Origin of the sequence: Streptococcus sp. HF-100 (genome assembly GCF_015594635.1) — a bacterium.
GTDB classification, from domain to species: domain Bacteria; phylum Bacillota; class Bacilli; order Lactobacillales; family Streptococcaceae; genus Streptococcus; species Streptococcus vaginalis.
Window position 1 is genome coordinate 50,983 of the sequence record NZ_JADNQV010000007.1, and the last position, 12,829, is coordinate 63,811.

At 40.7% G+C, this 12,829-nt stretch carries 13 protein-coding genes; 2 read left to right on the forward strand and 11 right to left on the reverse strand.

Annotation, left to right across the window (positions count from 1 at the left end; genetic code table 11):
* Positions 1-212 precede the first annotated feature (212 nt).
* Together IYQ23_RS07545 and rnjA are read left to right on the forward strand one after the other, a co-directional pair.
* Positions 213-443, forward strand: coding sequence for a DNA-directed RNA polymerase subunit epsilon (locus tag IYQ23_RS07545; protein WP_106384694.1), 231 nt, complete (start codon positions 213-215; stop codon positions 441-443).
* 3 nt (positions 444-446) lie between these two features.
* On the forward strand, positions 447-2,129 hold the full coding sequence (rnjA, locus tag IYQ23_RS07550) for a ribonuclease J1 (RefSeq protein ID WP_117645104.1): 1,683 nt from the start codon (positions 447-449) through the stop codon (positions 2,127-2,129).
* Between the two features lie 223 nt (positions 2,130-2,352).
* Here rnjA and gap read toward each other — a convergent pair whose 3' ends face one another.
* The 11 genes from gap to rsgA form a co-directional block, all read right to left on the reverse strand.
* Positions 2,353-3,360: a type I glyceraldehyde-3-phosphate dehydrogenase gene (gene gap / locus IYQ23_RS07555; RefSeq protein ID WP_003026445.1), complete on the reverse strand. Its 1,008-nt coding sequence runs from the start codon at positions 3,358-3,360 to the stop codon at positions 2,353-2,355.
* A 244-nt stretch (positions 3,361-3,604) separates the two neighbouring features.
* Positions 3,605-5,686, reverse strand: a complete 2,082-nt coding sequence (fusA, locus tag IYQ23_RS07560; RefSeq protein ID WP_003026447.1) for an elongation factor G — start codon at positions 5,684-5,686, stop codon at positions 3,605-3,607.
* A gap of 159 nt (positions 5,687-5,845) precedes the next feature.
* Entirely contained in the window at positions 5,846-6,316 is a 471-nt protein-coding gene (gene rpsG / locus IYQ23_RS07565; RefSeq protein WP_003026449.1) for a 30S ribosomal protein S7, read from the reverse strand.
* A gap of 19 nt (positions 6,317-6,335) precedes the next feature.
* Positions 6,336-6,749 (reverse strand): 30S ribosomal protein S12, encoded by a 414-nt coding sequence (gene rpsL, locus IYQ23_RS07570; RefSeq protein ID WP_003026451.1) that lies wholly within the window; start codon positions 6,747-6,749, stop codon positions 6,336-6,338.
* 201 nt (positions 6,750-6,950) lie between these two features.
* Positions 6,951-7,505, reverse strand: a complete 555-nt coding sequence (locus IYQ23_RS07575; protein ID WP_195674547.1) for a hypothetical protein — start codon at positions 7,503-7,505, stop codon at positions 6,951-6,953.
* A 13-nt stretch (positions 7,506-7,518) separates the two neighbouring features.
* A complete protein-coding gene (gene purR, locus IYQ23_RS07580) occupies positions 7,519-8,337 on the reverse strand; it encodes a pur operon repressor (protein WP_195674548.1) in 819 nt (272 codons plus the stop codon).
* 91 nt (positions 8,338-8,428) lie between these two features.
* Entirely contained in the window at positions 8,429-9,373 is a 945-nt protein-coding gene (locus IYQ23_RS07585; protein ID WP_049517038.1) for a 3'-5' exoribonuclease YhaM family protein, read from the reverse strand.
* Positions 9,363-10,619, reverse strand: a complete 1,257-nt coding sequence (locus IYQ23_RS07590; protein ID WP_195674549.1) for a DNA recombination protein RmuC — start codon at positions 10,617-10,619, stop codon at positions 9,363-9,365. The genes IYQ23_RS07585 and IYQ23_RS07590 overlap by 11 nt, the downstream gene beginning before the upstream one ends.
* A 1-nt stretch (position 10,620) precedes the next feature.
* Positions 10,621-11,253 carry a thiamine diphosphokinase gene (locus IYQ23_RS07595; protein WP_195674550.1) on the reverse strand — a complete coding sequence of 211 codons (633 nt, stop codon included), beginning with the start codon at positions 11,251-11,253 and terminating at the stop codon, positions 10,621-10,623.
* Entirely contained in the window at positions 11,246-11,905 is a 660-nt protein-coding gene (gene rpe, locus IYQ23_RS07600; RefSeq protein ID WP_049517041.1) for a ribulose-phosphate 3-epimerase, read from the reverse strand. Before rpe ends, IYQ23_RS07595 begins: the two co-directional genes overlap by 8 nt.
* A 12-nt stretch (positions 11,906-11,917) precedes the next feature.
* Positions 11,918-12,796, reverse strand: a complete 879-nt coding sequence (rsgA, locus tag IYQ23_RS07605; protein WP_195674551.1) for a ribosome small subunit-dependent GTPase A — start codon at positions 12,794-12,796, stop codon at positions 11,918-11,920.
* Positions 12,797-12,829 lie beyond the last annotated feature (33 nt).

The following is a 12,829-nucleotide window of genomic DNA, read 5'->3' on the forward strand; positions in this document are numbered from 1 at the left end:
TGATTTCCAAAAAAACAAGACCTTTTGAAAATCGTTTTCCTAGTTTTTCTCACTTCTTTCTTTTACTAAATAACCTTTTTATGATATAATGATTATAATTGTAACGTATCAAAATCAATTTATTACCCAGAAAATCAAATAGATGGAGACCGCCCTTGAAAATAAGGTGGCTATTTTCTGGTAGATTGATTATGAATGAGAAAGGAATTGAAATGATTTACAAAGTTTTTTATCAAGAAACAAAAGAACGCAATCCACGTCGGGAAAACACGCATTCTCTCTACTTGGATATTGACGCCAAAGACGAACTAGAAGGACGCATCAAAGCCCGGAAACTCGTCGAAGAAAAAACACCTTATAATGTTGAATTGATTACACTTTTGTCTGACAAACATTTAGAATACGAAAAAAAATCAGGCAACTTTACAATTACGGAGCTCTAAACCATGTCATATACTTTAAAACCCGAAGAAGTCGGTGTATTTGCCATTGGTGGTTTAGGAGAAATCGGAAAAAATACCTATGGGATTGAATACCAAGATGAGATTATCATCGTTGATGCAGGGATTAAATTTCCTGAAGACGACCTCTTAGGGATTGATTATGTCATTCCTGATTATTCTTATATCGTAGAAAATATTGACCGTATCAAAGGAGTGTTGATTACTCACGGTCACGAAGACCACATCGGAGGGATTCCCTTCCTTCTCAAGCAAGCAAATGTTCCCATTTATGCTGGACCACTTGCCCTTGCACTGATTCGTGGTAAATTGGAAGAGCACGGACTTTTACGTGACGCTAAACTCTACGAAATCAATCAAAATACCGAACTTCAATTTAAAAATTTAAAAGCAACCTTCTTCCGCACAACTCACTCTATCCCAGAGCCTTTGGGAATTGTCATCCACACACCTCAAGGGAAAATTGTTTGTACGGGTGACTTCAAGTTTGACTTTACCCCCGTTGGCGAGCCAGCAGATTTACATCGAATGGCAGCTCTTGGGGAAGATGGCGTTCTAGCACTTCTTTCTGATTCCACCAATGCAGAAATTCCAACTTTCACAAATTCCGAAAAAGTCGTTGGTCAATCTATCATGAAAATCATTGAAGGCATTCACGGGCGGATTATTTTTGCCTCCTTTGCCTCAAATATCTTCCGTCTTCAACAAGCTGCGGATGCTGCGGTTAAAACTGGCCGAAAAATTGCTGTTTTTGGACGCTCAATGGAAAAAGCCATTACCAATGGAATTGAGCTAGGTTACATCAAAACACCTAAAGGAACCTTCATCGAACCAAACGAAATCAAAGACTATCCCGCAAATGAAATTCTAATCATGTGTACAGGAAGTCAAGGAGAGCCAATGGCAGCTCTTTCACGCATTGCGAATGGAACACATCGTCAAGTGCAGCTTCAACCAGGTGATACAGTGATTTTCTCTTCTAGTCCTATCCCTGGAAATACCACCAGTGTCAATAAGCTCATCAACACCATTTCAGAAGCTGGCGTTGATGTTATCCATGGAAAAATCAATAATATCCATACCTCTGGGCACGGAGGGCAACAAGAACAAAAACTCATGCTTCGCTTGATAAAACCGAAGTATTTCATGCCAGTCCATGGTGAATACCGCATGCAAAAAGTTCATGCTGGACTTGCAATGGATACAGGCATCCCTAAAAAGAATATCTTTATCATGAGCAATGGAGACGTCCTTGCTTTAACTGCCAATTCAGCTCGTATTGCAGGAAGTTTCAATGCCCAAGATATTTATGTTGATGGTAATCGTATCGGAGAAATCGGTGCCGCAGTCCTTCGCGACAGACGTGACCTTTCCGAAGATGGCGTTGTCCTTGCAGTAGCTACCGTTGACTTTAAATCAAAAATGATTTTGGCTGGTCCTGATATTCTTAGTCGCGGTTTTATCTATATGCGTGAATCAGGTGAACTGATCCGTCATAGCCAACGTATTCTTTTCAATGCGATTCGTATTGCATTAAAAAATAAAGATGCTAGCATCCAGTCAGTCAATGGTGCTATCGTAAATGCTCTTAGACCATTTTTATATGAAAACACAGAGCGTGAGCCCATTATCATCCCAATGATTTTAACACCAGATGAAGAAATCTAGCAATACAATCCTTACATAGTAAAAAAACAACTTGATTTGGGTAAAGTCAAGTTGTTTTTATTGTAGCTTGGTCATAACGACCAAACGAGTGGAAACTCTGGAGTTTTATCAACATTCTAATTTAATTTTTATACATATTCAACTCCCAACTTCCACAAGTCTGAGCCGAGGAGCGAATGACAACAAAAAAGAGAGGCAAGCCTCCCTTTTCTATACTGATGAATTATTTAGCAATTTTTGCAAAGTATTCAAGAGTACGTACAAGTTGTGCAGTGTATGACATTTCGTTATCGTACCAAGATACAACTTTCACCAATTGTTTTCCGTCAACATCAAGAACTTTAGTTTGAGTTGCATCAAACAATGAACCAAATGACATACCTACGATATCTGAAGATACGATTGGATCTTCTGTGTAACCGTATGATTCGTTAGCTGCTGCTTTCATAGCTGCATTTACTTCATCAACAGTTACATTCTTTTCAAGAACAGCAACCAATTCAGTAACTGATCCAGTTGGAGTTGGAACACGTTGGGCTGAACCATCAAGTTTACCGTTCAATTCTGGGATAACAAGACCGATAGCTTTAGCAGCACCAGTTGAGTTAGGAACGATATTTGCAGCACCAGCACGAGCACGGCGAAGATCACCTTTACGATGTGGACCGTCAAGAATCATTTGGTCACCAGTGTAAGCGTGGATTGTTGTCATCAAACCTTCAACGATACCGAAGTTGTCTTGAAGTGCTTTAGCCATTGGAGCCAAGCAGTTTGTAGTACATGAAGCACCTGAAATAACTGTTTCAGTACCATCAAGAACATCGTGGTTAGTGTTAAATACGATTGTTTTAACATCGTTTCCGCCAGGAGCAGTGATAACAACTTTCTTAGCTCCACCTTTAAGGTGTTTTTCAGCTGCATCTTTCTTAGCAAAGAAGCCAGTTGCTTCCAAAACGATTTCTACACCGTCAGTAGCCCAGTCGATTTGTTCTGGGTCACGTTCAGCAGAAACTTTAACGAATTTACCGTTAACTTCGAATCCACCTTCTTTAACTTCCACAGTACCGTCGAAACGACCTTGAGTTGTGTCATATTTCAACAAATGTGCAAGCATAACTGGATCTGTAAGGTCGTTGATACGAGTAACTTCAACACCTTCTACGTTTTGGATACGACGGAATGCAAGACGACCGATACGACCGAAACCGTTAATACCAACTTTAACTACCATTCGTGATTTCCTCCTTATGAAAATCAAAAAATTTTTATGTGAAAAGAGTAACTTGAGTTGCTACAAATCACCTTTCAACATATCTATTATATACTTTATCCCTTAAAATTGCAACTGATTTCAGCATTATTAACAAGGAATATCATTCCTTTCAAAGATTTTCATTTCTCTTTCATTTTCGGAAGCTAAGTGGGAGATATGCAAAAAGCACCTGCTTGCGCAGGCGCTCCAAAATCAGCTTATCTTAAGCCTCACCTTTATTTTTCTTAATGATTTCTTCTTGTACTGACTTCGGTACATCTTCGTAGTGGTCAAATACCATCATGAAAGTACCGCGTCCTTGTGATGCTGAACGAAGAACTGTTGCATAACCGAACATTTCAGCAAGTGGAACATAGGCACGAACGATTTGGCTGTTACCATGAGCTTCCATACCATCAACACGTCCACGACGAGCTGTTACGTGTCCCATAACGTCACCGAGGTTTTCTTCTGGTACAGTAATTGTAACAAGCATCATTGGTTCAAGAATGGTTGGTTGCGCAGTCTTAGCAGCTTCTTTAAGAGCAAGAGAGGCAGCAACTTTGAAGGCTGTTTCTGATGAGTCGACATCGTGGTATGAACCATCATACAGTTTTGCCTTCACGTCAACGATTGGGTAACCAGCAAGAACACCGTTTGCCATTGACTCAATCAAACCTTTTTCTACAGCTGGGATGAATTCACGTGGAACCACACCACCAACGATAGCATTTTCAAACTCGAATCCTTTTCCTTCTTCATTTGGAGTAAATTCAATCCAAACATCACCGAATTGACCTTTACCACCTGATTGACGTTTGAAGAATCCACGTGCTGATGTTTGTGCACGGAAAGTTTCACGATAAGATACTTGAGGAGCACCTACGTTTGCTTCAACTTTGAATTCACGACGCATACGGTCTACAAGGACATCCAAGTGAAGTTCACCCATACCAGAGATAACTGTTTCACCAGTTTCAACGTTAGTTTCAACGCGGAAAGTTGGGTCTTCTTCAGCCAATTTTTGAAGGGCAATACCCATCTTATCTTGGTCAGCTTTTGACTTAGGTTCAACCATCAATTGGATAACTGGTTCTGGAACTTCGATAGATTCAAGGATAATTTTTGCCTTTTCATCTGTCAATGAGTCACCAGTTGTAGTATCTTTCAAACCAACAGCTGCAGCAATGTCACCAGAGTAAACTGTTTCGATTTCATTCCGGTGGTTAGCGTGCATTTGCAGGATACGTCCAATACGTTCACGTTTTCCTTTAGAAGTATTCAAAACGTATGAACCTGAGTTCAAGACACCTGAGTACACACGGAAGAAAGTCAAACGACCAACAAATGGGTCTGTCATAATCTTGAAAGCAAGTGCTGCAAATGGTTCGTCATCAGATGCAGGACGAGTTTCTTCTTCTTCAGTATCTGGGTTTACACCCTTGATAGCTGGAATGTCAAGTGGGCTTGGAAGGTAGTCAATAACTGCATCAAGCATCATTTGAACACCTTTGTTCTTGAAGGCAGAACCAGCAAGAACTGGGAAGAATTCAACATTGATAGTTGCTTTACGGATGGCAGCTTTTAGTTCTGCTTCAGTAATTTCTTCACCTTCAAGGTATTTCATCATCAAGTCTTCATCAGTTTCAGCAACTGCTTCGACCAATTTTTCACGCCATTCTTGGGCTTGTTCAAGATAATCAGCTGGAATATCTTCTTCAAGAATATCTGTTCCAAGGTCATTTGTATAGATTTCAGCTTTCATACGAACCAAGTCAATGATACCACGGAAGTCATCTTCTGCACCGATTGGCAATTGAATTGGGTGAGCATTTGCTTGAAGACGATCGTGAAGAGTGCTTACTGAGTAAAGGAAGTCTGCACCGATTTTATCCATTTTGTTAGCAAATACGATACGCGGAACACCATATTCAGTTGCTTGACGCCAAACTGTTTCTGTTTGAGGTTCAACACCTGATTGTGAGTCAAGGACAGTTACTGCACCGTCCAATACACGAAGGGAACGTTGTACTTCAATTGTGAAGTCCACGTGTCCTGGTGTGTCAATAATGTTGACACGGTAATCTTTCCATTGTGCTGTTGTTGCAGCAGATGTAATAGTAATACCACGTTCTTGTTCTTGTTCCATCCAGTCCATTTGTGAAGCACCTTCGTGTGTTTCACCAATTTTATGGATTTTACCGGTATAGTAAAGAATACGTTCAGTCGTTGTTGTTTTACCAGCATCGACGTGAGCCATGATACCGATGTTACGAGTTTTTTCAAGTGAAAATTCGCGAGCCATTTGGTTGTTTCTCCTATTATTTTATTTACAGTTTATTATAACATATTTTAAGAAAAGCGAGTAGGCAAATCCTACCCGCTTGTTGATTACTCATGCTAATTAGTAAGAGTACTAAGCCTTTGAAAGAGCTTTTGCAATTCTCTAAAAAGAGAAGCAATCTTACCAGCGGAAGTGAGCAAAAGCACGGTTAGCTTCAGCCATACGGTGAGTATCTTCACGTTTTTTAACAGCTGCACCAGTATTGTTAGCTGCATCCATGATTTCTTTTGCAAGGCGATCTTGCATAGTGTGTTCTCCACGTGAACGTGAAATAGTTACCAACCAACGAAGTCCAAGAGTTGTACGACGTTCTGGACGAACTTCAACTGGGACTTGGTAGTTAGAACCACCAACACGGCGAGCACGTACTTCAAGTACAGGCATGATATTTTCCATTGCTGTTTCAAATACTTCAAGTGCATCATTTCCAGTAGCTTCTTTGATTTGTTCAAAAGCACCATATACGATTGAAGCTGCTGTACCACGTTTCCCATCAAGCATAACGCGGTTGATAAGACGTGTCACTAATTTTGAATTGTAGAGCGGATCTGGCAATACTTCGCGCTTAGGCGCACGGTTTTTACGACTCATTGATCTTTATCCCCTTTCCTTATGCTTTTGGTTTTTTCGTACCGTATTTAGAACGGCCTTGTTTACGATCGGTTACACCTGCAGTATCAAGTGCACCACGAACGATATGGTAACGTACCCCTGGAAGGTCTTTTACACGTCCACCACGAAGAAGCACAACACTGTGTTCTTGCAAGTTATGTCCGATACCTGGGATATAAGCAGTCACTTCGATCAAGTTGCTCAAACGTACACGAGCAAATTTACGAAGAGCTGAGTTAGGTTTTTTAGGTGTCATAGTACCAACACGAGTTGCAACACCACGTTTTTGTGGTGAGTTTTCACGAGTAGGTACACGTTTAAGACTATTATAACCAACGTTTAAAGCTGGTGATTTAGATTTTTCTACTTTTGATTTACGCGGTTTGCGAACCAATTGGTTAATTGTAGGCATCTACATTTCTCCTGTATTTTTTTAATTTTGGTGATGATACACTTGGTGACAGCTATCATCTGCGTGTACTTTTGCAACATTTGTCAGCACGTCTCTGTACACTTTTGAGAGACCAAAAGTAAAAAGTACCGTCTATTAGTATAACACGACGACACTTTCTTTGTCAATATATTTTTTATAGTTTTCCTATTGAAATCCCAGTTACTGCCCCGTAGTATTTGCGGCTGGAGTTTGAGCTGAATTGGTCTCAGCCTGTCCTGTGGTGGCTGAAGTTGCTGGCGCTTGATAGGTTTGAGGATAAGTTTGTTGGTACGTTTGCCCTGCATCTGTTTGAGGCGTCACAGCATTTTGACTTTCTGTAGCAGCTGCTTCGCTAGCTGCACGCGCCGCAATCGCATCACTGACTGCCTTAATCCGCTGTTGAAATTGAGTCTTTTGTGTTTCGTCTTTTACCTTATCTACTTTTTCCTGAGCAGCTGTTACATTAGCTGTTGTCTGCTCCGCTTCCAGTTTTTTAACAGCCTCTTCTGCTTCTTGCACAATTTTCGCTTGTTCTTTTTTGTCCTTTTCTGCTTTCGACTCTGAGGTTTTTGACATTGAAACTGTTCGTCTTACAGTCGGAGCGGCTGCACGCGCCGCGTCATCTTGCTTTTTAACGAAAAATAATCCCGCAGCAAGAATGAGTGCCAAAACTGTAACAATCGAAACTCTCAGCCACAAGGAGCTTTGATCCAATTTATCCAATATATTTTTCAAATTTTCACCTCATCTATTTGTCAAAAATATTGCCAACTTCTACGCTGATTTTGTTGGACTTCACATCAATAGCTGTCACTTTCAACAATGATTTGTAATCCAAATGTTCGCGTTCTGTCTGTGCATTTTCCGCAAAGACCGCTACGCCAGCCAATTCCGAATCAAATTCTCGTAAAAGACTAATCATGCCATTGACTGTTCCGCCACCTTTTAAGAAATCATCTACGATTAACACACGGCTTCCAGCTTTCAGGCTCCGTTTCGACAAAAACATTTTTTCAATACGGTCACCACTTGAACCAGACACATAATTGACACTAACCGTTGAACCCTCTGTGATTTTCAAGTCGCGGCGCACAATGACAAATGGAACATTTAACACATTTGCCACTGCATTTGCCAACGGCACTCCTTTTGTGGCAACAGTCATTACGGCATCAATTTTTTGATTTCGAAACGTCTTGGCAATAATGCGTCCAATGTTGTTTAAAATAGAAGGCGTACTCAGCAAATCCGATAAGTAAATGTAGCCACCGGGTAAAATTCGATTGCTTTCAGACAATTTCGTACGGAGGTTTTCCACCATTGCTCTAGCTTCTTTATCCGAGATAGAAGGAGTAAAAATAACGCCTCCTCCTGCTCCTGTAATGGTTTCGATATGCCCGATTTCCATTTCTTCAAAAGCACGTTTGATAATGACAATATCTTCGGAAATGGAAGATTTTGCGGACTCATACTTCTCAGCAAATGTATTGAGACTTGTTAATTCGTACGGATGATTGATTAGGTAGTTAGAAATGACTACCATGCGTTCACTTCTTCTTAATTTCATTTTTTCACCAATTTATTTTATTTTCTTCATTATATCATAATCAACCCAAAAAACGAACATTATTTTTGCAATAACATTCGTTTTTCGCTTTTTACTTATCAAAATTAGGCTTATAGAAAGAGCGATTGTCCATAGCAAAGATTCGATTGGTCATCTCACCCTCGCCAACCAAGGCTAAAGCCGAAGTCATCATCATCATTTCCGCATCTAAATTGTCAATCATGTGGATAATTTCAGCTTCCATGATTTTCGGACGGACAGGACTGCCGTACTCCAACAAGCCATGATGGCTTAGCAGAACATGACGGAGAACAATGACATCTTCTTTAGTGTCGTCAATTTTTAATTCTGCCAACACCTTTGTTATTTCTTCATCAATCAAAGCGATGTGTCCGATGAGATTGCCTCGAACGGTGTATTCTGTTTGCTCTGGACCTGTCAATTCCAGCACCTTTGCTAAATCATGGAGCATAATTCCTGCATAGAGCAAGCTCTTATTTAATTGCGAGTAAATCTCACCAATGGCATTTGCCAGCCGCACCATTGTAGCTGTATGAAAAGCAAGTCCTGCCTCAAAAGCGTGGTGATTGGTTTTCGCTGCTGGATAGGAGTAAAATTCTTTATCGTATTTAGCATACAAAGCTCGCACCACACGCTGCCAAACTGGATTTTCAATTTTGAAGATCATTTGTGCCAGATATTCACGTAGTTCTTGGACATCAACTGGTGGTTTTTCCTTAAAATCAGCTGGATTGTTTGGCTCGCCAACTTTAGGCAATCGCAAGGTAATTTGATTGACTTGAGGGGTGTTGTTATACACTTCTCTGCGCCCTTGCATGTGCACGACTTTTCCAGCAGTAAATTCTTCTACATTGTGAGGTTGAGCATCCCATAATTTTCCTTCAATCGTTCCCGTATCATCTTGAAAGGTAAATGCCAAATAATTTTTTCCAGCCCTTGTCTGACGTAGTTCAGCGGATTTGATGAGATAAAATCCCTCAAATAGCTCGTCTTTTTTCATTTGGTTAATCTTCATATTCTTCCTCTTCATCTTGGAAATCTAGCAGACCATTTAAGTCCGACTTGTCCGAAATTTCAATATGGCGCAAAGTTCGCTCGATAGCATTGGTTCTGCGCGTCAGCAATTCATCAATATTGCCAGAAGCGTGTTGCAAATGTTTTTGCGCCTTGAGCAAAATGCCACCAAATTTATTAAATTCTGATTTGACATTGCCCAAAACCTTGCTGATGTCATCTGCACTTCTTTGAATGTTGAGCGTTTTAAAACCGACCGAAAGCGAATTGAGTAGGGCAGACAACGTAGATGGTCCTGCGACCACAATCTGCTCGTCTCGACGCAAACTGTCAAAGAATTCCGGATTGCGAACGACTTCTGAATAAAGCCCTTCCGTTGGTAAAAACATCACGCCAAAGTTTGTTGTTGCAGGAGGCGCTAAATATTTCTTATTGATGTCCTTGGCAAAACGTTTGACACTAGCCAACAAAGACTTGCGGTACAAATCAATCTCTTCTTTGTTTCCTGACTCATAAGCATCCTCTAAGCGATAGTAGTCAGCAAGCGGAAACTTGGAATCAATTGGCAAATAAATGTATTCTTTTTCTACTTGCCCCGGTAATTTAATCGCGTACTCTACGCGTTCACTAGAGCCTGCAACTGTCGCAAATTCGCGTTCGTACTGGCTCGGTGTCATAATATCTTCAATAATCTGACCGAGTTGCAATTCACCTAAAATTCCACGCGTTTTGGTGTTGGAGAGCACTTTATTTAGAGTGCCCACATCACGCGCTACATGTTGCATCTCGCCTAGACCACGATTGACTGACTCCAACTGTTTAGAAACCGTTTCAAAGGAGGTTTGCAACCGCGTCTGCAGCGTTTTCTCTAATTTTTCTTCCACTGTTTGGCGCATTTGTTCTAAACGACGGTCATTTGACTCCTGAATCTGACGCATTCGTTCGTCTGTCTTATCACGATTTTTGGTTAGATTCTCGCTTATCTCTAACCGCATTTCTGTTAAATTTCGATGTAAATCCGTGCGCACTTCTCCCAAACGATCTCCCAGAGTTAATTCCAGCTGTTGCTGTGCTAAAAGGCTCTGCTGCCGCTCCTGTTCAAAACGATAATCCAACTGATCAGATAACTGATCGGCTTGATCTTCAAAAATCTTTTTCTGTTGGTCTGTCTGTTGCTGATTCTTTTGCCACAAAAGAAAGGTCACAATAAGATTTCCCAACAATAAGAGGATGATTACAAACTCCATACTAACTCCTGTCTTTGCTATAAATGACAATAACATAACCTGATTGGCACTCTAAAAAAACGGGCTCATCTATAAATTCGTTAGAAGCATACACTTTTTTAAAAAAATAATTGGATTCGTTTAAAGGATATTTAGCCCCTTCAATGGTCAACCGGCTATCGTCCGCAGGCATAAAGGCTAGATAGTTCATACCAGCTACTGGCTTTATCTCATGACGCCCTTGAGGGCAATAGCGGAGCTCATTTTGTGCATTGCACAGTCGAATTTGCTGCATATAAGGAGTAATTTCAGGATTACTCGGCAAGAAAATATTTGCCAAAGTATGATCCAAGCGCCCGCCAAAAGCCCCAAAAATCGTCACTTGAGCCTGTGGATAACGTGCAAAAACAGCTTTAACCGCCAACTCCAAATCCGTATCATCTTTTTCAGGTTGTGCTTGAAGTACCTCTTTCGATTGAGAACAAATCAAAGCCAACTCTTTCTCCGAAACGGAATCAAAATCACCGACCGCTAGGTCTGGACAAATACCTTGTTCAATGAGAAGCAGGCTTCCCCTATCTACTCCGATAAAGAGGTCAAAATCCATTTGAAAATTATCTATCGTCCCACCAGCAAAGAGAGCAATTTTAATCATGCAATGCTTCTTTCAAGGTTTGAACCTGATGAGCGACATCACCTTTGAAAACGTAACTACCTGCCACAAAGACATTAGCACCAGCTTCTTTGGCAATGCCAATGGTTTCATCATCAATACCACCGTCTACTTCAATATCAAAGTCTAATTGGTTCACTTCTCTCAAAATGACTAATTCGCGTACTTTATCCATTGTTTCTGGCAGAAAGGCTTGTCCACCGAAGCCCGGATTAACAGTCATAACCAAGACTTGATCGACCAAATTCAAAACATTTTTCACCGCTTCAACAGGCGTTCCTGGATTGATAACGACACTTGCCTTGACACCAGCAGCCCGAATCTTTTGCAAAGCTCCGTGAATATGTGGCGTTGCTTCAGCGTGGATGCTGATAATATCTGCACCCGCACGAGCAAAATCTTCAATATGGTGTTCTGGATTGGAGACCATAAGATGACAATCAAATACCAATCTACTGTGTGGTCGCATGCTCGCTACCACACCCGCACCGAAGCTGATATTGGGAACAAAATGTCCGTCCATAATATCAATATGAACGTACTCTGCCCCTGTGGCTTCTAATTTTTTCAATTCTGATTCAAAGTTTGCATAGTCTGCACTTAAAATAGACGGTGCAATTTTATATGATTTCATTTGGCTTCCTCCTCATTTAGGTTGCTTTTTAACTACTTTTTTATAGGTTTCACGATGATGTTCAATTTCACTCAAAAATTGCAGGTAATCTTCAAATCGAAAGGCTGCAATTATTCCATTTTCAACAGCAGGTTTCACCGCACAATTCGGTTCATGCGTATGGGTACACGTTCGGAATTTACAGCTGCGACTGACTTCAGCAATTTCAGGAAATGCTCGGTTTAAATCCTCCGCATTGTCCACTTCGTAATCCAAGGAAGAAAATCCCGGAGTATCCGCAATTTTTCCTCCATTAAGATTGTAAAAACTAACCACTCTAGTTGTGTGGCGACCACGACCCAAACTTTCTGAAATTTTTCCGGTTTCCAACTGTAAATCTGGCACCATTTTATTGAGCAAAGTGGATTTGCCAACTCCCGTCTGCCCCATGAAAACCGTCTTTTTACTTGTCAAAAATGGCAACAGTTCTGCGACTGTTTTGGCAGTATCATAACCAATCGCTTGGTAAACCTCAAGAAAAACATCTAACTCCTTGTCATCCTCCAACAAATCCAATTTACTGATATAAATAATCGGATGAATGGCTTTCTGCTCCAAGAGGACTAAATAACGGTCCAAAAGATTAGGATTGAAATTTGGCTCTTTGGCACTCATTATTACAACAGCTTGATCTATATTGACAATAGGTGGTCGTACCAGACTGTTTTTTCGCTCTGCTATTTTTAAGATATAACCTTCAGAATCTTTCTCAGCAGAAAATTCGACCTCATCCCCCACATAGGGAGTTTGTCCTTTCTTGCGGAAATTTCCTCTAGCTCTAGTCTGATAAACCTTGCCTTCTGACTCTACATAATAGAAACCTGCTAAGGCTTTCACGATTATTCCTTTCAAATGGACTCCTTTAACGCTTAATAAGTTCATTAT